Source organism: Enterobacter sp. BNK-14 (assembly GCF_047456095.1).
Classification (GTDB): Bacteria; Pseudomonadota; Gammaproteobacteria; order Enterobacterales; family Enterobacteriaceae; genus Enterobacter; species Enterobacter kobei.
This window is the reverse complement of the sequence record NZ_CP179897.1, coordinates 1,121,012-1,142,401: the sequence shown is the minus strand read 5'-3', so window position 1 is coordinate 1,142,401 and position 21,390 is coordinate 1,121,012. Positions and strand designations below refer to the sequence as shown.

Annotated in this window: 15 protein-coding genes and 2 tRNA genes; 9 read left to right on the top strand and 8 right to left on the bottom strand. The window is 55.7% G+C overall.

All coding sequences use genetic code 11. The features are described from left to right. Nucleotides 1-23 precede the first annotated feature (23 nt). Nucleotides 24-1,460 (bottom strand): exodeoxyribonuclease I, encoded by a 1,437-nt coding sequence (sbcB, locus tag ACMGGM_RS05605; RefSeq protein WP_372585058.1) that lies wholly within the window; start codon nucleotides 1,458-1,460, stop codon nucleotides 24-26. A 198-nt stretch (nucleotides 1,461-1,658) separates the two neighbouring features. Here sbcB and dacD point away from each other — a divergent pair, with 198 nt between their 5' ends. The 4 genes from dacD (at nucleotide 1,659) to ACMGGM_RS05585 (ending at nucleotide 5,062) form a co-directional block, all read left to right on the top strand. Continuing rightward, a complete protein-coding gene (gene dacD / locus ACMGGM_RS05600; protein ID WP_014884461.1) occupies nucleotides 1,659-2,825 on the top strand; it encodes a serine-type D-Ala-D-Ala carboxypeptidase DacD in 1,167 nt (388 codons plus the stop codon). A gap of 118 nt (nucleotides 2,826-2,943) precedes the next feature. Beyond that, nucleotides 2,944-3,417 (top strand): DNA gyrase inhibitor SbmC, encoded by a 474-nt coding sequence (sbmC, locus tag ACMGGM_RS05595; RefSeq protein WP_014884460.1) that lies wholly within the window; start codon nucleotides 2,944-2,946, stop codon nucleotides 3,415-3,417. A 92-nt stretch (nucleotides 3,418-3,509) separates the two neighbouring features. Next, nucleotides 3,510-4,568 (top strand): FUSC family protein, encoded by a 1,059-nt coding sequence (locus ACMGGM_RS05590; RefSeq protein WP_045134942.1) that lies wholly within the window; start codon nucleotides 3,510-3,512, stop codon nucleotides 4,566-4,568. A gap of 158 nt (nucleotides 4,569-4,726) precedes the next feature. Continuing rightward, nucleotides 4,727-5,062 carry a DUF496 family protein gene (locus ACMGGM_RS05585; RefSeq protein ID WP_008499467.1) on the top strand — a complete coding sequence of 112 codons (336 nt, stop codon included), beginning with the start codon at nucleotides 4,727-4,729 and terminating at the stop codon, nucleotides 5,060-5,062. A 143-nt stretch (nucleotides 5,063-5,205) separates the two neighbouring features. Here ACMGGM_RS05585 and ACMGGM_RS05580 read toward each other — a convergent pair. Continuing rightward, nucleotides 5,206-5,281: transfer RNA gene (locus ACMGGM_RS05580), tRNA-Asn, on the bottom strand. A 161-nt stretch (nucleotides 5,282-5,442) separates the two neighbouring features. Between ACMGGM_RS05580 and emmdR the strand changes: the two genes are divergently transcribed. Further along, the gene (gene emmdR / locus ACMGGM_RS05575) at nucleotides 5,443-6,897 is read left to right on the top strand and encodes a multidrug efflux MATE transporter EmmdR (protein WP_127312419.1); all 1,455 of its coding nucleotides are present in this window, start codon (nucleotides 5,443-5,445) and stop codon (nucleotides 6,895-6,897) included. Nucleotides 6,898-7,000: 103 nt separating this feature from the next. After that, nucleotides 7,001-7,076, top strand: a tRNA-Asn gene (locus ACMGGM_RS05570). Nucleotides 7,077-7,212: 136 nt separating this feature from the next. Here the strand turns inward: ACMGGM_RS05570 and ACMGGM_RS05565 are convergent. The 3 genes from ACMGGM_RS05565 to shiA all read right to left on the bottom strand — a co-directional run bounded on the left by ACMGGM_RS05565 (nucleotide 7,213) and on the right by shiA (nucleotide 11,846). After that, a complete protein-coding gene (locus tag ACMGGM_RS05565; protein WP_045134944.1) occupies nucleotides 7,213-8,985 on the bottom strand; it encodes an aminopeptidase P family protein in 1,773 nt (590 codons plus the stop codon). A 19-nt stretch (nucleotides 8,986-9,004) separates the two neighbouring features. Next, nucleotides 9,005-10,459: an AMP nucleosidase gene (locus ACMGGM_RS05560; protein ID WP_014884456.1), complete on the bottom strand. Its 1,455-nt coding sequence runs from the start codon at nucleotides 10,457-10,459 to the stop codon at nucleotides 9,005-9,007. A gap of 73 nt (nucleotides 10,460-10,532) precedes the next feature. Next, a complete protein-coding gene (gene shiA / locus ACMGGM_RS05555) occupies nucleotides 10,533-11,846 on the bottom strand; it encodes a shikimate transporter (protein ID WP_014884455.1) in 1,314 nt (437 codons plus the stop codon). 255 nt (nucleotides 11,847-12,101) lie between these two features. Between shiA and pagP the strand changes: the two genes are divergently transcribed. Next, nucleotides 12,102-12,677: a lipid IV(A) palmitoyltransferase PagP gene (gene pagP, locus ACMGGM_RS05550; protein ID WP_014884454.1), complete on the top strand. Its 576-nt coding sequence runs from the start codon at nucleotides 12,102-12,104 to the stop codon at nucleotides 12,675-12,677. On the opposite strand, the gene ACMGGM_RS05545 is transcribed toward pagP, so the two are convergent. From ACMGGM_RS05545 to ACMGGM_RS05535, 3 genes are read right to left on the bottom strand one after another with little or no spacing between them, the layout of a single operon-like run. Next, nucleotides 12,674-13,639 (bottom strand): acyltransferase, encoded by a 966-nt coding sequence (locus ACMGGM_RS05545; protein ID WP_014884453.1) that lies wholly within the window; start codon nucleotides 13,637-13,639, stop codon nucleotides 12,674-12,676. The two genes, pagP and ACMGGM_RS05545, sit on opposite strands and share 4 nt — an antisense overlap. Then, nucleotides 13,636-16,698, bottom strand: a complete 3,063-nt coding sequence (locus tag ACMGGM_RS05540) for an efflux RND transporter permease subunit (protein ID WP_214600053.1) — start codon at nucleotides 16,696-16,698, stop codon at nucleotides 13,636-13,638. Before ACMGGM_RS05540 ends, ACMGGM_RS05545 begins: the two co-directional genes overlap by 4 nt. Further along, complete coding sequence (locus tag ACMGGM_RS05535) at nucleotides 16,698-17,783, bottom strand: efflux RND transporter periplasmic adaptor subunit (protein ID WP_047028203.1); 1,086 nt, start codon at nucleotides 17,781-17,783, stop codon at nucleotides 16,698-16,700. Before ACMGGM_RS05535 ends, ACMGGM_RS05540 begins: the two co-directional genes overlap by 1 nt. 394 nt (nucleotides 17,784-18,177) lie before the next feature. On the opposite strand from ACMGGM_RS05535, the gene ACMGGM_RS05530 reads away from it, so the two are divergent. Both ACMGGM_RS05530 and ACMGGM_RS05525 read left to right on the top strand, forming a co-directional pair. Beyond that, entirely contained in the window at nucleotides 18,178-18,609 is a 432-nt protein-coding gene (locus ACMGGM_RS05530; protein ID WP_014884449.1) for a universal stress protein, read from the top strand. A 47-nt stretch (nucleotides 18,610-18,656) separates the two neighbouring features. After that, nucleotides 18,657-21,353, top strand: coding sequence for a cation-transporting P-type ATPase (locus tag ACMGGM_RS05525; RefSeq protein WP_414149157.1), 2,697 nt, complete (start codon nucleotides 18,657-18,659; stop codon nucleotides 21,351-21,353). Nucleotides 21,354-21,390: the final 37 nt, after the last annotated feature.

Below are 21,390 nucleotides of genomic sequence, written 5' to 3'. Positions count from 1 at the left end.
TCCGCTTTTTTTATGTCTGATTTTCAGACTATCTCTTGTGCGTACTGGAACAGCGCTTTCAGCAGCGCCTGTTTCTCTGCATTCCCTTCGTACTGACCGTAAAGCATCTCCAGCTCCTGGGCGTAGTGGTGCAGATACTCTGGCGTAAACACGTTACGACGATGCTGCAGCCAGCGCTCCTGCTCTGTTTCATCCAGCGTGCCGGGGTAGTTACGTGCGCGGTAATTAAACATCAGCTTTTCGATGCGTTTATCGGCGAAAGTGATGTCCAGCGCCGGCAGGTTGCGCGGCTCGGTTTGCAGGACAATATTCATCGCTGCACGGTCGGCATCGCTGAAGAAGCCGTTGTAGAGCTGTGCATCGACGTTTTCCGACGGCACAAACGGCTCCGCTTCGGCGAAGATCGCGACCACTTTCTCGCGTACCTGCGGATTTTCGCGCAGCACTTTCAGGTTATCCAGGCAGTGCTGACGGTTAATGCCCAGCCTGTCAGCATCCTCCGGGCGCAGCGTATTCGCCTGCGCCAGTACCGGACATTTATTGATATGCACCAGTTTGACCGGCACCGCGGGCAGGTCACCAAGCTCATTTTTCGGGGTGTAGAGCCGTTCGCGCAGGGTATCGCTGTCAAGTTCCAGCAGCGGCGAAATATCGCCCGCTAAATCCACCATGATAACGGCGTTACGGTTGTCCGGATGCCACGCCAGCGGTGCCACCCAGCTTGTATTGCCGCGCCAGGCACCGAACATACCGGAGATATGCACCAGGGGTTTCATCTGCGGCACGTCGATAAGGGTCATGAGCTTCTGCTTGCTGCGATGGCTCAGCAAATACTCAAACAGCCGGGGCTGCGCGGCTTTCACCAGCTTCGCCATGGCAATAGTGGCATAGACGTCCGCCATTGCGTCGTGGGCATTGCTGTGCTCAATGCCATTAGCGCGCGTCAGGTGTTCCAGGCGGAAGCTCGTCAGACCTTCCTCATTTTCCGGCCAGTTGATGCCTTCAGGACGCAGGGCATAACAGGCGCGCATGATATCCAGCAGATCCCAGCGCGAGTTGCGGTTCTGCCAGCTCCAGGCGTACGGATCGTAGAAGTTGCGATAGAAAACGTTGCGGGTCACTTCGTCATCGAAACGGATGTTGTTGTAACCGACCACGCAGGTATTGGGGACGGTAAACAGATCGTGGATGCGGCGGGCGAATTCCGCCTCGTTCACCCCTTTCTCCCGCGCTTCCTGAGGGGTGATCCCGGTGACCATGACCGCGCCTGGCTGCGGCAGGTAATCATCAGCAGGTTTGCAGTAAAAGACCTCAGGCTCGCCAATGATGTTGAATTCGTCGTCGGTACGGATGGCGGCAAACTGCGCCGGTCGGTCCAGCGCCGGGTGCGTGCCAAAGGTTTCATAGTCGTGGAATAAAAAAGTGGGGCGTGCGGCAGAGTCAGACACCAGTAATACCATCCTGTTAAAAAATGACGCCACTATGGTAAACGATCGTGCGGGTCAGACCGAATAAAAAGCGCCGCCGTGGTGCAAATTTGCGAGACAGATTCAGCGTGAAACCTGCGTTCTGTCACATTTTTTTGCAATTAAGCCAGGTAACGACATCAGAACTCCCGTAAAAAGGTCATCGATTTTTAATGACCTGAGGATATACCGTTGAAACGCCGTCTGTTTATTGCTGTTTCTTTACTCGCTTCGAGTATCTCATCTGCTTTTGCGGCCGAACCGCTGGATTTTTCCCCGCAGCCTCCGGCCATTCAGGCGGGCTCCTGGGTGCTGATGGATTACACGACTGGTCAGATCTTAACGGCGGGCAACGAACATCAACAACGTAATCCGGCGAGCCTTACTAAGCTGATGACGGGTTATGTGGTTGATCGGGCCATTGATAGCCATCGCATTACGCCGGATGACATTGTCACCGTAGGCCGTGACGCATGGGCCAAAGGGAACCCGGTTTTTGACGGATCATCCCTGATGTTCCTGAAAGAGGGCGATCGCGTCTCCGTGCGGGACTTAAGCCGCGGGCTGATTGTGGATTCCGGCAACGACGCCTGCGTGGCGCTGGCCGATCACGTAGCGGGTGGGCAGCCGCAGTTTGTGAAGATGATGAACGACTATGTGCAGAAGCTGAACCTGCGCGATACGCACTTTGAAACCGTCCATGGGCTTGATGCGCCGGGTCAACACAGCTCGGCCTATGACCTGGCCGTTCTCTCCCGGGCTATCATTCACGGTGAGCCTGAGTTTTACCATATGTACAGCGAAAAGAGTCTCACCTGGAACGGGATCACCCAGCAAAACCGTAACGGCCTGCTGTGGGATAAAACCATGAACGTGGATGGCCTCAAAACGGGGCACACTTCTGGCGCGGGCTTTAACCTGATTGCTTCCGCCGTTGACGGTCAGCGCCGTTTAATCGCGGTGGTGATGGGGGCGGACAGCCCGAAAGGGCGCGAAGACCAGGCCCGGAAACTGCTGCACTGGGGTCAGCAGAATTTCGATACGGTGCAGATTCTGCACAGCGGTAAAAAAGTAGGGACAGAACGTATCTGGTACGGTGATAAAGAACAGGTAAATCTGGGTACGGATCAGGACTTCTGGCTGGCTTTACCGAAAGCGGAAGTGGCGAACATTAAGGCGAAATACGTTCTGGATAAAAAAGAGCTGGAAGCGCCGATTGCCGCACATCAGCGGGTTGGGGAGATCCAGCTCTATGACCGCGACAAAGTGGTGGCACACTGGCCGCTGGTCACGCTGGAACGTGTTGATAAGGGTGGGATTTTCTCTCGCCTCAGTGATTACCTGCACCAAAAAATCTAACCTTTCTGAGCAGACTGGCAGGGTTGCGAGTCTGCTCACATAATAAACACTCCTCGTTTGCCGATAATATTGTTCCTGTTTTATGGTGTATAAATATACAGTAATAAGCGGAGGCAGTATGGACTACAGCATCAAGCAGCAACAGAAGCGTAAGATTGCGGGTTTTCATCTTGTTGGGCCGTGGGAAAAAACGGTTAAGCAGGGATTTGAACAGCTGGTCATGTGGGTGGACGGACGTCACATTGAGCCGCTGGAGTGGGTGGCGGTCTACTACGATAATCCTGATGAGGTCCCGGCGGAAAAACTGCGCTGTGATACGGCCGTTACGGTACCGGAGGATTTTGTTATCCCGGATAACAGCGAAGGCGTCATGATGACGGAAATCGCGGCGGGTGATTATGCCGTGGCCACGGCGCGTGTGGAAAACTACGACTTTGCAACACCGTGGTATCAGTTCTTCAATTCCCTGTTGCAGGACAATAAATACCAGATGGCGCTCAAACCCTGCTTCGAACGCTATCTCAATGATGGCAACGCGGACGGTTACTGGGATATCGAAATGTTTATCGCGGTAGAGCACAAAACGGCTTAAGCCTGCTAAATGAAGGGTTTTTCAGCCGGGTGTGATCCGCCCGGCTGAAAACACAGTACAATTGTGATTTGCCGTGTAGCTGGAGAGCGGGTGTGCGTCCCGACAAATCATTAACGCCGTTTGAAATTCGTCTATACAAACATTACCGCGTGGTGCATGGGTGCCGCATTGCGCTGGCGTTCGTATTGACCTTTATACTGGTCCGACTGCTGGATGTTCCGGAGGGGACGTGGCCGCTGATCACGCTGGTGGTGGTGATGGGGCCTATCTCATTTTGGGGGAACGTTGTTCCTCGCGCCTTCGAGCGGATCGGCGGTACCGTTCTTGGCTCTGCGCTGGGGCTTATTGCCCTGAAGCTGGAGCTTATCTCATTTCCGGTCATGCTGGCATGGTGCGGTGCGGCCATGTTCCTCTGCGGTTGGCTGGCGTTGGGCAAACGCCCCTATCAGGCGCTGCTGATTGGTATCACCCTTGCGGTGGTGGTCGGCGCACCGGCCGGGGATATGACCACGGCGCTCTGGCGAAGCGGGGATGTCATCCTGGGCTCGCTGCTTGCCATGCTGTTTACCGGCATCTGGCCGCAGCGCGCTTTTTTGCACTGGCGTATCCAGATGGCCAGCTATGTCACCTCGTTTAACCGCGTTTACCAGGCCGGTTTTTCCCCCAATCTGGTTGAGCGCCCCCGGCTGGAAAAGCATCTGCAAACCATCCTTAATGACGTGGTCAAAATGCGCGGCCTGATTACCCCCGCCAGCAAAGAGACCCATATTCAGAAAGCGATTTTCGAGGCTATTCAGACCGTAAGCCGCAATCTGGTCTGCATGCTTGAGCTGCAGATTAACGCGCACTGGGCTTCTCGCCCAAGCCATCTGCTGATGCTCAACGCACATACGCTGAAAGAGACACAGCAGATGACGCAGCAAACCCTGTTGACCATCGCTCATGCGCTCTATGAAGGCAACCCGCAGCCGATACTGGCGAACAGCGAGCGTCTGAATGACATTGTGGCGGAGCTGAAAACGCTTATTAGCGAGCGGCAGGGTGATAACGTGGCGGAAACGCCCATTCATGGCTATGTCTGGTTGAGCCTGGAACTGGCCCGGCAGCTTGAACTGTTATCGCACCTCATTTGCCGGGCGCTGCGCAAATAAAACGCGGATGTGACGCCTGCTGCTTCGATTCAGCAGCAATTGGGGTTATGATAGCGTTAAACGATATAGTCATTGTCATTCGCAGCCGCTGTCAGTAAGGTTATTGATACAACGGTTGCTTTAACGAATCCGAATCTCACATTATCAGGGGTGTAAAAATGGAAACTACCAAGCCTTCGTTCCAGGATGTTCTGGAATTCGTCCGCCTGTTCCGTCGCAAAAACAAACTGCAGCGTGAAATCCAGGACGTTGAGAAGAAGATCCGTGACAACCAGAAACGTGTCCTGCTGCTCGACAACCTGAGCGACTACATCAAGCCAGGCATGAGCGTTGAAGCTATTCAGGGCATCATCGCCAGCATGAAGAGCGACTATGAAGACCGCGTGGATGACTACATCATCAAAAATGCTGAGCTGTCCAAAGAGCGTCGCGATATCTCTAAAAAGCTGAAAGTGATGGGCGAAATCAAAAACGGCGAAGCAAAAAGCGAGTAATCGCAGTGAATGGTGAAAAAGGCTCTCTGGTGACAGAGAGCCTTTTTTATTTTAGTAGGTCGGGTAAGGCGCAGCCGCCACCTGACAATTTTATCAGGCACAGAAAAGCAAAAAGCCTGCTTTAAAAGCAGGCTTTTTAAATTTGGCTCCTCTGACTGGACTCGAACCAGTGACATACGGATTAACAGTCCGCCGTTCTACCGACTGAACTACAGAGGAATCGTTGTGGAGGCTTATCTTAGCGGCGAAAAAACTTTTGTCAAACCTGATCTTAGAGAAAATCGACTGACTGCTGAATCTGTCGTCAGTTTGTTGTAAATCCACACATCTTTTTCAGGAAAATACTTTGCAGGATGAGCATTTCTCCCCCATCATTTGAAATGGAGTTTCAACTTTTCTCGCTAAGGTCCATTTTGAACGTCACTGCTCCTCTGCGCCAGGCGATCATGCGCACGCCCTGGTACGCAAAACGTAAAAGCTATCGTGTCCTCTTCTGGCGTGAAATCACCCCCCTTGCGGTGCCTATCTTTCTGGAGAATACCTGCGTACTGCTCATGGGGGTGTTGAGCACCTTCCTTGTCAGCTGGCTGGGGAAAGAGGCGATGGCGGGGGTTGGGCTGGCGGACAGCTTCAACATGGTGGTGATGTCCTTCTTCGCGGCTATCGACCTTGGGACAACGGTCGTGGTGGCCTTCAGCCTCGGCAAGCTTGACCCCAAACGGGCCCGCGAGGCGGCTCGCCAGTCGCTGATGATCATGACCATTTTTTCGATCGTTCTGGCGGCGGTGATCCACTATTTCGGTAAAGAGATTATCGACGTTGTCGCCGGGGAAGCCACGAACGAGGTGAAGGACCTGGCGCTAACCTACCTCGAAATGACCGTCATAAGCTATCCGGCCGCAGCCATCGCGCTGATTGGCAGTGGCGCGCTGCGCGGGGCAGGTAACACCAAAATCCCGCTGCTGATCAACGGCGGGATGAATATCCTGAATATCATCATCAGCAGCGTGCTGATCTACGGCGTGTTTTCATGGGATGGGTTGGGGTTCGTCGGTGCCGGTCTGGGGCTAACCATTTCTCGCTACATTGGTGCTGCGGCGATTATCGGGGTGCTGATGACGGGCATCACGCCTTCGCTGTGCCTTACGCTGAAAAGCTACTTCCGACCCTTTAACTTCGCCATTATCTGGGAAGTGATGGGGATTGGTATTCCCGCCAGTATTGAATCAGTGCTGTTTAACGGCGGTAAGCTGCTGACGCAGATGTTTGTCGCCGGTATGGGGACCGACGTTATCGCCGGTAACTTTATCGCCTTCTCCATCGCCTCGCTGATTAACCTGCCGGGTAACGCGCTGGGTTCTGCCTCGACCATCATCACGGGCAAACGGCTCGGGAAAGGGCAGATAGGCCAGGCGGAACGTCAGCTGCGCCACGTGTTCTGGCTGTCAACGATTGGCCTAACGGCGATCGCCTGGGGAACCGCCCCCTTTGCCGGGCTGATGGCCGCGTTTTATACCCATGAACAGGATGTGAAAGAGGTTGTTAAGATCCTTATCTGGCTCAATGCCGCGTTTATGCCCATCTGGGCGGCCTCATGGGTGCTACCCGCGGGTCTGAAAGGGGCGCGTGATGCTCGTTTTGCGATGTGGGTGTCGATGCTCGGCATGTGGGGATGTCGGGTTGTGGCGGGTTATACGTTAGGTGTGGTACTTGGCTGGGGCGTGGTGGGTGTCTGGCTGGGAATGTTCCTTGACTGGGCCGTGCGCGGGGCGCTGTTCTACTGGCGTATGGTCAGCGGGCGCTGGCTATGGAAATATCCGCGACAAAATGCCTGACAAATGTGCGAAATGGAGAATAAATCGGCAAACGATCGGAAATCTGCATTCTGCCTTTGACATCCCGGGGGAGCATCGATAATATGCGCCCCGTTCACACGATTCCTCTGTAGTTCAGTCGGTAGAACGGCGGACTGTTAATCCGTATGTCACTGGTTCGAGTCCAGTCAGAGGAGCCAAATTTAAAAAGCCTGCTTTTAAAGCAGGCTTTTTGCTTTTTAATCTCTGGAAGTATTGCCCGGTGGCGCTGCGCTTACCGGGCCTACTTGTTCCGTAGGCCGGGTAAGGCAAAGCCGCCATCCGGCAAAAGCCGCACTATCGAGCCAAACTAATCGGCGCCGTCGCCTCAATCAGCCACGGACGCGCCTCGCTATTCACCAGCGGTGACAGCGCCTCGCGAACCTGCTGATGATATTCATCCAGCCACTGCTTTTCCTGCCCGGTCAACAGCTGCAATTCCACCTGGCTTAAATCAATCGGGATCAGCGTTAGCGAAGAAAACGTGCAGAACCCCGGGCGGCTTTCAACAATTTCCACCTGGTTTTCAATGCGGATACCGTGGCTGCCGCCCAGATAATACCCCGGTTCAATGGTCATGATATTGCCCGCCACCAGTGGCCAGGGGTTAACCTTTTTGGCGATGCGGTGTGGGTTTTCATGGATAAGAAGCTGATGCCCCACGCCATGTCCCGTTCCGTGATCGTAATCCAGCCCCATTTCCCACAGCGGACGTCGCGCGAAAGCGTCCAGCTGATGCCCGTGTGTGCCGGATGGGAACTGCAGGGTTATCAGCGACAGAAAGCCTCTCAGTACGGCGGTATAATGCATACGCTGCTGCGGGGGAACATGACCCCAGGCAAGCGTGCGCGTGGCGTCGGTGGTGCCGTTAGTGTACTGACCGCCAGAATCATTCAGGTAAAAATGATCGTGGCCGATGGGTTTGTTGCTGGCCTCGCTGGAGTGATAGTGGCACATCGCCGCGTTGCTCGAAGAGGCGGAAATGGTCGCAAAGCTCTGCTCGATAAAGCCGGGCTGCTGTTTACGGAACGCGAGCTGTTGCGCCTGTACTTCGAGCTCGGTTAACGGATTCCCAGCCGCTTCACGTCGCGGCACTTCACGGCTCAGCCAGGCCAGGAAGTTGACCCACGCGGCGCCGTCCTGGTGATGACATTCACGATACCCTGCCAGCTCGACCGGGTTTTTGGTGGCTTTCAGCAGGGTGATCGGATCGGTCTGCCAGACGATCTCCCCCTGGGGTTCAATGGCGAAGCGCAGGGCTACCGGTGCGGAATCGGCATCGACCATCACTCGTTTACCTTCCGCAATTTCTCGGCAGCGTTCGATAAAGGCGTCCTGTGGCGCAGTGGCGAGCGTGTTACGCACGGCTTCGGGCAGGGCGCTGAGCTTAATGTCGTTAACAAACCACTCCACGTGACCGTCGCGACGCAACAGGGCAAAAGAGAGCGGTACCGGGCTGGTGGGGATATCTGACCCGCGTACGTTGAGCAGCCAGGCAATGTTATCCGGCAGCGTAACCGCCAGATAATCAGCATTGTTCGCGGCCAGCACGGCGGCAACGCGCTGACGTTTGTCTTCGCTGCTTTCACCGCTTACCGCAACCGGCATTTCACGGATCGGCCCCGCCGGTGCGGCAGGACGATCGATCCAGAGCGTGTCAAACGGTGAGGCATTCAGCGGGACGAGCTCACACGGCGTGGCAGAAAGTTGCGTAAACTCGGTATTTGTCATCAGCAGTGGATCAAAACCGATGCGCGTGACGGGCTCGACGTTTGCCGCCAGCCATGCTGCCAGCGGTTCATTGTGCAGATGATGAATTTCAATCTCATCCAGGTTGACCTGAACGCGGGCCTGCACCTGATAGCGCCCGTCGACGAACAGCAACGCCTTGTCTTTCAGAACCAGCGCCAGGCCAGCCGAGCCGTCAAAGCCCGTCAGCCAGGCCAGTTTTTCATCATACGGCGCGCAGTATTCACTCTGCCAGGCATCCGCGCGCGGGACGATCATCCCGTCGAGATGGTTTTCCTGAAGCCACCGGCGCAGGGCCGCTAAGGGTGATGAGGTTGACATGCATTTTCCTTAATAGTTATCAGCGGAACGGTGGCTCGTTGAAGGTACGCAACTTGCGGGAATGCAGTTTGTCACCTTCCGCCCGCAGCAAATCAATGGCGCGAATGCCAATTTGCAGATGTTCGGATATCGCCCCTTCATAGAAGCGGTTGGCCTGACCCGGCAGCTTGATTTCGCCATGCAGCGGCTTATCGGACACGCAGAGCAAGGTGCCGTAAGGCACGCGGAAGCGATACCCCTGCGCGGCAATGGTGGCGCTTTCCATATCAATCGCCACCGCACGGCTCAGGTTGAACCGCAGCGCGGAGGCGGAGTAACGCAGCTCCCAGTTACGGTCATCGGTAGTGACCACCGTACCGGTGCGCAGGCGCTGCTTAACCTCTTCACCGGGCATGCCGCTCACCTCTTTGGTGGCGTCATACAGCGCGCGCTGCACCTCAGCGATGCTCGGAATCGGAATGTCTGGCGGCAGCACGGCGTCGAGAACGTGGTCGTCGCGTAAGTAGGCGTGGGCCAGCACGTAATCGCCAATCAGCTGGCTTTCGCGCAGGCCGCCGCAATGGCCGATCATCAGCCAGACGTCCGGGCGCAGTACCGCCAGATGGTCGCAGATGGTTTTGGCGTTCGACGGCCCCACGCCGATGTTGATCAGCGTGATGCCCTGGCCGTCGGCGGTGATCAGGTGCCAGGCAGGCATCTGGTGCTTTTTCCATGCCAGGTCGGAAATGGCCTGCTCGGGCGCTTCGGTCTCTGCGGTGATCCAGATCCCGCCCGCACAGGAGAGCGCGATGTACGGGCTTTCCGGGTCAAGGATCTGGCTGCAGCCCCAGCGGACAAACTCATCGACGTAACGGGTGTAGTTGGTAAACAGCACGAACGGCTGGAAATGCTCGGCGGGCGTGCCGGTGTAGTGGCGCAGGCGTGCCAGCGAGAAATCCACCCGGCGGGCATCAAAGTGCGAGAGGGGAGAAAATTCTGCCGGGTGATAAATCCCGTCTGCCGTTTCATCGCCAATCTGTGAAAGCTCGGTGGTTGGGAAATGGCGGGTCAGTCCCGCGCTCATGGAACGATCAAGGGTTAGCGCCGAACCGTCAATCACGTAAGGATACGGGATCTCATGCTGTGAAGGTTCTACGGCAATGTGTGCGCCGTAATCCTGGTATAACAGCGTGAGTTGCTCTTCAAGATAAGGGCGGAACAGTGCAGGGCGGGTGACGGTGGTGCTGTAGCAGCCGGAGTGGGTAAAACGGGCATAGGCGCGGGTTTTTGGCGTCGTGCTGGCGCTGCCGTCCCAGGTCACAGAGAGCGATGGATAAACAAAAAGGCCCTCACTTCTGGCCTTTTCGTCGGGAAGTTTCCCTGTTTCGATATATTCGCTGATGGCGCTACGCAGCGCGTTGACGGACTGTTCATACAGTGCGTCGAGTTTTTCCAGCGCCTGAGCCGGGGTCAGGCTGGAGCCCTTATTATTCATCTCTGTCTCCTTGTTCCACAGGTGTGCGACTCTACCCGATAGTATGTCACACGCCTGTGAAACAAAAGGGAGATCAGCTGTGGCGCGTCTCTTTCATCAGTAGCGCCGTCGCCGCTGACAGCAGGCATCCTGCCAGCAGATAAATCGCCACGCTGTGCCAGTTTCCCCCGGAGAAGGTCACCAGCGCGGCGGCAATAAACGGCGTGAAGCCGCCGCCGACCACGCTGGCAACCTGGTAGCCCACGCCCGCGCCGCTGTAGCGATAGCTCGCGCCAAACAGTTCGGTAAACATCGGCTGTTGTACGCAGACCACCATATCGTGAGCGATGTTCGCGAGCATAATGGCGAAGAAGACAATCCAGAACACAGACTGCGCCTCCAGCGCCATAAAGAACGGCCAGGCGCTGAGGGTACCAATCAGCGCGCCGGTGATATAGACGCGACGGCGGCCAAATTTGTCCGCCAGCCAGGCGAAACAGGGGATAGTCAGGCAGCTGATCCCGCCGACCACCAGACCAATATTCAGGAATAGCTCACGCGGCAGACCGAGATTTTGCGTCGAGTAGTTCAGGGCAAACGCGGTGACGATGTACATCGTCAGCAGCTCACACAGGCGCAGGGCGATAATTTTCAGAAAAGCGCCAGGGTGCCGGACGAGGGCTTCCATAACCGGAAGGCGTTTTTTGACGGAAGGCTTTTCCTGCTGCTTTTCGAATTCTGCCGACTCCTCCATCCCGTTACGGATCCACAGCGCGGCAATGACCAGCACGATGCTGAAGATAAACGGAATGCGCCAGCCCCAGCTCAGGAACTGCTCGTCGGTGGTGTAATGGCTGATGAGTGACACCAGCCCGGTCGACAGCAGCAGCCCCACGCCATATCCCACCTGTACGCCGCTGCTGTAGAACGCTTTCCGGTTTTTCGGTGCGCTCTCAACGGACAACAGCGCCGCACCGCCCCATTCGCCGCCTACGGCGAAGCCCTGGATGGCGCGCAGTATCACCAGCAATACCGGTGCCCACCAGCCAATGGCGGAAAACGAAGGGAGAATGCCAATCAGCGCGGTGGCAATCCCCATCATCCAGACGGTAAGCATTAGCATGCGTTTGCGGCCCAGCCGGTCGCCGAAGTGGCCGAAGATCACCCCACCAAGCGGACGAAACAGGAACCCGACGCCGAAGGTGGCAAATGCGGCGAGGGTGCCCATCGCGGGGCTGACCTGGGGGAAGAATTCACGGTTAAACACCAGCGCGGCGGTGATACCGTAGAGCAGAAAATCATACCAGTCGACGACGGCGCCCGCGAAGCTGCCGAGGGCGGCACGACGGGCACGATTGAGCGAAGGGGTCTCCTCGCCGGGACGTTCGGAGATGAGGGTGGAGTCCATAGTTGTCCTGTCCATACTGATTTTAATTATTGGTATAAGAAAAGGTCACTCACATAGCAGCCGTCATATAAACGGAACCTATGAGACTACCGCGACAGAACGTCTGAGAAAACGTTTTTATCTTTCCGGATGGCGCTGAATAAAGAAATTTCATCAACACCTTCAGCGATATAATTATGTCTGCTTGACGCGGTTATCTGCTGAATGGTTTACAGTAATAGTGACCGCTGCGTGAGTTAAGCTGAGGGAATCACGATGCAACGCACCTTTTCGGCAATCTGGATGATCCTGTTTTTATTCGTCGCACCGCTTCACGCGGAGCCCAACGTCTACGGTGAACAGCGCATCAGCGGCTGGTGGAATGCGCTGACGGATGATATTTCGCAAACCTGGGAGCAGCCTCAACGTTACGATCTGTACCTGCCATTTTTGAGCTGGCATGCCCGCTTTATGTACGACAAAGAAAAAACCGACAATTACAATGAAATGCCGTGGGGCGGTGGCCTGGGCGTCTCCCGCTATAACGAAGAGGGCAACTGGAGCGCGCTTTTCGCAATGATGTTCAAAGACTCGCACAACGAATGGCAGCCCGCAATGGGCTATGGCTGGGAGAAGGGCTGGTATCTGGATGACGCCAACGATTTCCGGCTTGGGCTCGGCGCCGCGGCGGGGATCACGGCGCGAGATGATTTTGCAAACTATGTACCGCTACCGTTCATCTTCCCGCTGTTCTCGGCCAGCTATAAGCGCGTTACCGTTCAGTTCACCTATATTCCCGGAACCTATAACAACGGGAACGTGCTTTTTGCCTGGCTGCGCTTAGGCTTTTAAAGGGTGATCACCTTTTTTGCCACAGCGTTAGACAGTACCAGCATGGAGAAGAGAACTGAGCTGACGAACGTGAGCACAATCAGCGTCAGCTTCATGCCGAGAGACGTCACCGGTATCAGCGCCGTCAGCAGATGAAATACCGAGTAGTGCACAATGTACACGCCGGTCATCGTTTTGCTGATGGCGGCCAGGATGGACTCCTTCAGTTCAGCATTGCGGCGAAAGCGTACGCCGTTCGCCGCAATCACCAGCGCGACGATCAGAATGTAAATTTGAGAGCCGGTGAGGATAAAAGCGTTCCTGTCGGCCTTAAACAGGGCAAAAAAGAAGTGGCGCTCGTAAAACCAGGTAAAGAGGTAGATGAACGGGATGGCAATAACCGCTGCCCGAACCACCGATTTGCGGCTTATCCACTCGGCTATTTTGGGGTCGCAGAAGAGTTGCCCCGTCAGATAAAACAGCAGCCATGTCCACAGCCGATACTGCGGTGACAGAGAGAGGACGTGCGCGTCAGGATAAAGCGCCGATAATAGGTCGTATCCGTAAGAAAAGACCAGCAGTGCAGCAATCGCGGTGCAGAACAACGCTCGCCGCTGGCTGAGCCATTCCACCGCAGGGTGGAAGGCGTAAATCACGACAAACGCAAACACGAACCACGGCTGGATTAAATACCCGCGCTGATACGGCTCCCACAGGTAGTAGATCGTTATCCAGAAAAGAAAGACGGTCACCAGGCTTTTAATTTTGCCCAGCTGCCAGTGGCTGCCGTGCCGGGACTGTCCGTCGAGATAGCCTGACACCACAAAAAACAACGGTGTGGCAATCGTCGAGATAAAGGTTAAAAACCCCAGGATCCAGTGATAGTCATAATCATAACGATCCCAGGTGTTGTAGATGGTGAAGAAGGTAACCGCCGTCATACAGCCCAGCGTCTTGATAATGTTCAGTCCTGTCGCATTCATTGTTGTCTGGCTTCGTCCTTACGATGGAAACATGCATATATTACAGGAAGAACCAGCAGCGTCAGGATAGTCGCAAACCCCAGTCCAAACATAATCACAACGGCCATGCTCTGGAAGAAAACATCCAGCAGCAGCGGCGCCAGGCCCAGTACGGTCGTAAATGCGGTAAGCAGGATAGGCCGCAGGCGCGAGGTGGCGGCGTAAACGATCGCCTCGTGCTGACCTTTATGCGCCTTCTGCTGCTCGATCTCTTCCACCAACACGATGCCGTTGCGAATGAGCATTCCGCTCAGGCTCAGGAGACCAATCAGCGCCATAAAGCCGAACGGGATCCCGGTAATTAAGAATCCCGGCGTAACGCCAATCAGCGCCAGCGGCACGGTCAGCCAGATGGCGACGGCGTTTTTCACCGAGCTGAACATCAACACTGTGATAACAAACATGACCAGGAATCCGATCGGCAGCGTGGTGAAGAGCCCCTGCTGGGCTTCGCTGGAGTTTTCTGCATCGCCTCCCCACTCGATGCTGTAGCCGTGGGGCAGAGGGAGGGCGTCAATGTGCGGCTTCACCCGGGCGAGAATATCGCCGGAGGTTTGCTGGCTGAGGGGATCGGGGTCGGTCATAACCGTCAGCACCCGCGAGCGGTCGCGGCGCAGAATAAGCGGATCTTCCCACTCCAGCGAGAAACGGCTAACAACGTTACTTAGCGGGATATACTGCTGCCGCGTCTGGCTCCAGACCAGCACGTTGTTCAGGTGATTGGCGTCCAGCCGTTCGCTCTCCGGCGGGCGCACCACGACAGGGAGCAGGTCGCTGCCTTCCCGATATAATCCTGCCCGGCTGCCGGAAAAATTCATCTCCAGCGCGTTGTCGACGTCCTGCTTGTCCACGCCAAGCTCGCGTCCAAGCGCGGCGACGTACTGCGGACGGATCACCTTGCTGCGGTTTTGCCAGTCGTTTCTCACGCTGCTTGTCGCCGGGTCGCGCGCCAGAATATCGTCCACCTGGCTGGCAATCAGGCGCAGCCTGTCAGGATCGGGACCCTTGATGCGCACCTCAATGGCGCTGTCCCCGGAGGGGCCAAACATCACGCGTTTGGTGCTGGCGTTAACCTGCGGATAGTTTCGCGCAATGTACTCATCGACGTGACGCGTCAATGCGGAGATGTTGCGCTGGTCATCCATGCGCACCATGATCTGCGCGTAGTTGCTGTACTGCCGCTGTCCGCTGTAGGTCAGAATAAACCGCATGCTGCCCTGACCGATGGTTGAAACGGTGGTTTCCACGCCGGGCTGGCCGTTGATGGTTTTTTCGATATCACTGGTCATCTTCTCGGTCCATTTGATATCGGTGCCATACGGTAACCACAGGTCGACAAAGAAAATCGGCGTATTAGACGAGGGGAAAAAGTTTTGCCGCACGGCGCCAAAACCCCAGACTGACGCGACCAGCAGCGCAGCCATCACGATGAGTGTCGGCGTTTTCTGGAACAGCAGCGCGTTCAGGAGACGCTGATAAAGTCGGTAGAGGCGTTTGTCATAAGGATTTGACTCGTCGGGTTTCACAGCTGCGCCGTCGTTTTTAAACAACCACCACTTAATCAGCACCGGCGTGATGGTAAGCGCAGAGAACCAGCTCAGCATCAGGGAAATCAGCAGCACCTGGAACAGGGATTTACAATATTCCCCGGTAGAATCCTGCGACAGCCCGATAGGCGCAAAAGCCAGGATGGCGATCACCGTTGCCCCCAGCAGCGGCAGGGCGGAGCGACGGATGATGTAGCTAATGGCGGTCAATAGTGGCGAGCCCTGCTGACGCGCAATCAGTACCCCTTCAACTATCACGATGGCGTTATCCACCAGCATGCTGAGGGCGATGATCAGCGCGCCGAGCGAGATACGCTGCAGCTCAATGCCCCACAGATACATGATCAGCAGCGTGCCCAGCACGTTAAGCGCGAGGGAAAACGCGATGATAATCCCGCTGCGTACGCCCATAAAGATCAGCAGCACGCCGATGACAATCGCCAGCGCCATCAGAAAGTTAATGATAAAACCGTTAACAGAGTGGCCCACTTCGGCGGCCTGATCGTAGAACAGGTCGATGTGTATCCCCGCCGGTTTTTCCGCTGACATCTGGTTTAGCTTCGCCTCCAGCGCGTGGCCCACGTCGATCACGTTCACGCCGGGAATAAACGAGACGCCCATCGTGACGGCTTTTCTGCCGTTAGCATGGTAGATACTGGCGGGCGATTCGTTCAGCCCGCGCGACAGCGTGGCGATATCCCGTAGACGCGTCGCTGCCCCGGTGCCGGGAGGGGTGATGATGAGATCGGCCAGTTCATCCAGATTTTCAAACTCACCGGTTGGATGCAGGCGAATAGATTCCGTTCCCGAGGTGATTTCTCCGGCGCTGGATACCACGTTCAGCCTGCCGAGCAGGGCGGAAAGCTGGTTCAGCGTGATGCCGCGCGCGGCCATTTTGGTCAGGGAAATATCGATGTTGACCTGCTGGCTGATGGCCCCGCCGATGGCAACTTTACCGACGCCGGGGACCAGAATCAGTTCACGACGCAGCTGCTCGGCATACCTCACCAGTTCAGGATTGCTGAATTCATCCCCGGAAATCGCGAAGAAAAAGCCGAAGACATCGCCAAAATCATCATTTACAAAGGGCGTCACGACGCCGGGTGGGAACTGGCGCGCGGCATCGCCCACGCGACGGCGCAGTTCGTCCCAAATCTGCGGCAGTTCGTTCGAATGATAGCGCGAGGCAATGTTCACGGTGATTTGCGACAAGCCGTTTGATGAGATAGAGCTGACATTGTCCAGATAGGGCAGCTGCTGAAGGGCATTCTCGAGGGGCAGCGTGACCTCCTCTTCCACCTGCTGAGCAGAGGCCCCAGGATAGTGGGTAATGACCACGGCCGTTTTGATGGTAAAGGCCGGATCTTCCAGTCTGCCAATGTTCAGCAGGGCGAAAATGCCCCCCACGCCGAGCAGCAGGATCGTTAGCCAGACGCGAATGGGGTTATTAATAAACTGGCGAGAGATATCCATTATAGTCCCCGTTCACGCGTCCAGATACGCACCGGCTGGTTAGCATGAAGCTCACCCACGCCTGCAGCCACCACGCGTTCGCCCGCCTTGAGCCCATGCGTAATGACAACGCCCTCAGTGGTGACTTGCCCCACGCTGACCTTGCGGTCTTCAAGATGGAGCGCGTCGCCTTCTCTCACGACGACCCAGACGTGCGGCTCATTGCGCGGGCTGTTGTTTGGGTTAAAGACCGCCTCCACCGGGACGACCAGTGCCTCAGCGCCCGCACCTGCCGGGAGATTGGTTAAATTGATTGTCACCGTACCGCTGACGCCTCCCACGGCGGGAAAATCATCCGGGCGCGGCATGGTGAGGATCACCTGCCAGGTCAGGGTGTTGCTATCGCTGCTACCCGAGTGCTCTTTATAGACGGCGGTAAACTCCCGATCCGGGAAGGCGTTAATTCTCACCACGGGGCGATACTGCGCGTTACGAATATCAAAGGTCCTGAACAGGTTCTCAGGAATACTAAACACCACATCCAGCAGGTCTGTGCGGGTTAAAGTCACAACAGGCTGACCCGCAGACACCACCTGATGGTTTCGGACATGCACGCTGGCCACCGTTCCGCTGAAGGGGGCGACGAGCGTCATCTGATTGAGCTCTTCACGGGCAATCTTTAGCGCCGCATTCGCCGAATCACGGTTCGCGCGCTGTACGTCCATCTCTGCTTTAGAGATAGCCTGGCGGCCCGCCAGCGTCTGAAAGCGATCGAACTGCCGCTGGGCCAGCGTCGCCGCTGTTTGTCTGTCGTTAACCCGCTGCTGGGCTTCACGGGCATTTAATCTCGCAAGCTGTTGACCCTGCTTGATGGCTGCACCCTGACGTATATCGAGTGCCTCAATTTGACCTGCGCGCTTGAAGGAAAGGTCTGTGGCATCACCCGATTCAATGCGTGCGGGAAAAACGCGCTGCTGGGCGTGACCGGGGACCGTCACCTCCGCCACTTTTACCATTCTGGGCAGAGGGGGAGCTTGCTTAGGTTTCGGGTCACATGCCGTGAGCATTAACAAAACGAATGGTAAAAGAGAGAGGTAGCGGTTCACTGTATTCCCCTAATAAATAACTGTTTTATTTATTCCATAACCTGGGCAGGGGTGACACTATTCTGCCAGAACAGTGACGACCATATAGGTAAATAAACCAATCGCCGTACTGGCGATAATGGCAAGCGCAATAAACAGACCGAGGCGGAGCAGGCTTAAACCATACATAAATTCCTCCATGAGCCGGAAGAGGTGGCTGACTATGAGCATAGTCGGCGAAAAGATAAATGTTAAATAACCATTATCAGTGGGTGGCGCTAAACCTGATATTCATGTGCTACGTTTAATATCAATCATCTCTTTTTACCGTAACTGGCATTAAGGGCAACCCCCTGCATTTAATGCGCTTTTTGCTTCTCTCACTCTCGTGTTGGTTATAAAAAGGATGCTCGATATGTACAAAAACATTCTCGTTCCGGTGGATGTCTACGAGACAAGCCTGGCGGATAAAGCGTTGCAGCATGCCCATTTCCTGGCGCAAAGCGCATCGGGTGACATTCATTTGCTGCACGTTATGCCAAAATTTTCAGCCGAACTGACGCGTGGTTTTATTTCAGATGCGCGTAAGATGGATGAATATATGATTAATAATTCGAAGGAAAAACTGTCTGACCTGGTCAAAAAATTGAATTTGCCAGAAGAACGCGTTCACCTCCATGTCCGGAGCGGGAATGTTCGTGATGAGGTGATTAAGCTGGCGGATGAACTTGCCGTCGGCGCGATTATTGTCGGCTCTCGAAACCCCAATATTCAAACCCATTTGTTAGGCTCAGAGGCGGCAAGTATTGTTCGTTACGCCCATGTTCCTGTTTTCGTTATTCGTTAATTACATGAAAGCAAGGTGATTTCTGAATAGAACCTGAGGAAGGAACGATGAAAACAGGAAAACCTGACCGTCCGTATTATCAACAAACCGTTGACGAAACCCTGTCGAATATTCACTCCACCCTGGAAGGGCTTAGCGGCACTGAGGCATCCGTCCGACTTCAGCAGCATGGAGAGAATGCGTTACCGCAAAAAGAGGGCAAGCCTGCCTGGCTGCGCTTCCTGGCACATTTTAACGATGTGTTGATTTACGTTCTGCTGGTGGCCGCGTTGCTTAAGCTCTTTATGGGCCACTGGGTAGACATGCTGGTGATCCTTGGGGTTGCGATCGTCAACGCGCTGATTGGCCATATTCAGGAGAGCAATGCTGAAAAATCGTTGCAGAGTATTCGTAATATGCTCTCCAGCGAAGCCGTGGTGGTAAGACAGGGGAATCATGAAACAATCCCCACCACGGCGTTGGTACCGGGTGATATCGTGGTGATCCGCGCCGGGGATCGCATCCCTGCGGACCTGCGCGTGATTGAAGCGCATAACCTTCGCGTGGAGGAGGCCATCCTCACCGGTGAATCCACCGTTGTTGAGAAAAACAGCGATGCGTTAAGCGGGGAACTGCCTCTGGGCGATCGCTACAATTTGCTCTATTCAGGGACAACCGTCAGCTCTGGCGGCGGTAAAGGCGTGGTGGTGGCGACCGGGGGCGAGACCGAGCTGGGCCACATCAATCAGATGATGTCCGACATTGAAAAGCACCGCACGCCGCTGATGGTGCAGATGGATAAGCTTGGAAAAACCATCTTCATTACCATTCTGGTGATGATGGTGGCGCTGTTTGTTTTTAGCCTTCTGTTCCGGGATATGCCCGTTTCTGAACTGGTGCTGTCGCTTATCAGCTTAGCCGTTGCTGCCGTGCCGGAAGGCCTGCCTGCCATCATCTCCATTATCCTTTCGCTTGGCGTGCAGGCCATGGCGCGCCGTAAGGCCATCATTCGTAAGTTGCCTACGGTGGAAACCCTGGGCGCAATGACGGTCATCTGCTCGGATAAAACCGGCACCCTGACCATGAACGAAATGACGGTCAAGGCGGTGATTACCGCTGATACGATCTATCGCGTGGAGGGAGAAAGCTACGAGCCGGTCGGCAATATTCACCCTGTAGATGATCCGACGCCCGTCAGCGTGACGCAGGGTTCCGTGCTGGAACGCTACCTGCGGACCATCGACCTCTGTAACGACAGTCAGCTGATCAAAGACGAACAGGGACTGTGGAAAATAACCGGCGGCCCGACCGAAGGCGCGCTGAAGGTGCTGGCGGCGAAAATCCCGCTTCCCGCGCTGGATACCGAAATGCGCAGTAAAATCCCGTTTGATTCGCAGTATAAATACATGTCCAAGCTGTACCGTCTGGGCGAAGAAGAGGTGATTTTACTCACCGGCGCGCCGGACGTCCTGTTCCGTCTCTGCCAGTACCAGCAGACGAATGACGGACTGCAGCCGTTCGATCAGCCATACTGGGAAGGGAAGATTGAAGAGTATGCCCGCGAGGGGCTGCGCATGGTGGCTGCGGCCTGGAAACCCGCCCGCGAGGGACAGCGTGAGCTGGATCACCCTGACCTGCAGGATGGTGTTATTCTGCTCGGTATCGCCGGGATGATGGATCCCCCGCGTCCGGAGGCCATTACCGCCATTGCCGACTGCCTGCAGGCCGGGATCCGCGTGAAAATGATCACCGGCGACCACCCGCAAACGGCGATGAGCATTGGGCAAATGTTGGGGATTGGTAACGCCGCAAGCGCTATTACCGGACGTGAGCTGGAGGCGATGGACGATCGTCAGCTGAGCGACGCCGCGCAACAGTACGATATTTTCGCCCGCACCAGCCCGGAGGATAAATTCCGCCTCGTGCAGGCCCTGCAAAGTAAACAGGAAGTGGTAGGGATGACCGGGGATGGCGTGAATGACGCTCCGGCGCTCAAGCGGGCGGATGTGGGGATCGCCATGGGGATTAAGGGGACTGAAGTCACCAAGGAAGCCGCGGACATGGTGTTAACGGATGACAACTTTGCCACCATTGCCAGCGCGGTGCACGAGGGTCGTCGGGTTTACGATAACCTGAAAAAGACCATCCTGTTCGTTATCCCCAGCAACATCGCCCAGGCCCTGCTGATCATCATTGCGCTGCTGGCGGGGAACCTCATCCCGCTGACGCCGGTTCTGATCCTGTGGATGAACATGGCAACATCGGCAACGCTGTCGTTTGGCCTGGCGTTTGAAGCGGGTGAGAAGGACATCATGAACCGGCCACCGCGCAAGGCGAATTTGCATGTGATGGACGGCTATGCCATCTGGCGCGTAGTGTTTGTCGGCCTGATGATTGCCATCAGCGCCTTCGTGCTGGAAGCCTGGCTACAGCCGCGCGGTTACTCGGCGGAATTTATCCGCACCGTGCTGTTGCAAACCCTGGTGACCGCGCAGTGGTTCTACATGCTTAACTGCCGCGTTAATGACGGCTTCTCACTGAGCAAAGGCCTGCTGGAGAATAAAGGGATTTGGATCGTGAGCGGCGTACTGCTGGCGCTACAACTTCTTATTATTTACGCGCCGTTCATGCAGATGCTGTTTGGCACCGAAGCGCTGCCGTTCCGCTACTGGGTCATTACCTTCCTGATTGGTTTTGTGATGTTCCTGATTGTCGAGGCGGAAAAGGTGCTGACACGCAGGTGGCGCAAAACCGAGGTGAGATAGTATATGCTGAGAAAGCCTGACGGAGATCGGGCTTTCT

Bases quoted from the DNA above. Each gene is read 5' to 3' on its own strand.
- sbcB (WP_372585058.1), bottom strand. From the start codon at position 1,460: ATGGTATTACTGGTGTCTGACTCTGCCGCACGCCCCACTTTTTTATTC.
- sbmC (WP_014884460.1), top strand. From the start codon at position 2,944: ATGGACTACAGCATCAAGCAGCAACAGAAGCGTAAGATTGCGGGTTTT.
- ACMGGM_RS05585 (WP_008499467.1), top strand. From the start codon at position 4,727: ATGGAAACTACCAAGCCTTCGTTCCAGGATGTTCTGGAATTCGTCCGC.
- emmdR (WP_127312419.1), top strand. From the start codon at position 5,443: ATGGAGTTTCAACTTTTCTCGCTAAGGTCCATTTTGAACGTCACTGCT.
- ACMGGM_RS05565 (WP_045134944.1), bottom strand. From the start codon at position 8,985: ATGTCAACCTCATCACCCTTAGCGGCCCTGCGCCGGTGGCTTCAGGAA.
- ACMGGM_RS05560 (WP_014884456.1), bottom strand. From the start codon at position 10,459: ATGAATAATAAGGGCTCCAGCCTGACCCCGGCTCAGGCGCTGGAAAAA.
- shiA (WP_014884455.1), bottom strand. From the start codon at position 11,846: ATGGACTCCACCCTCATCTCCGAACGTCCCGGCGAGGAGACCCCTTCG.
- pagP (WP_014884454.1), top strand. From the start codon at position 12,102: ATGCAACGCACCTTTTCGGCAATCTGGATGATCCTGTTTTTATTCGTC.
- ACMGGM_RS05545 (WP_014884453.1), bottom strand. From the start codon at position 13,639: ATGAATGCGACAGGACTGAACATTATCAAGACGCTGGGCTGTATGACG.
- ACMGGM_RS05540 (WP_214600053.1), bottom strand. From the start codon at position 16,698: ATGGATATCTCTCGCCAGTTTATTAATAACCCCATTCGCGTCTGGCTA.
- ACMGGM_RS05530 (WP_014884449.1), top strand. From the start codon at position 18,178: ATGTACAAAAACATTCTCGTTCCGGTGGATGTCTACGAGACAAGCCTG.
- ACMGGM_RS05525 (WP_414149157.1), top strand. From the start codon at position 18,657: ATGAAAACAGGAAAACCTGACCGTCCGTATTATCAACAAACCGTTGAC.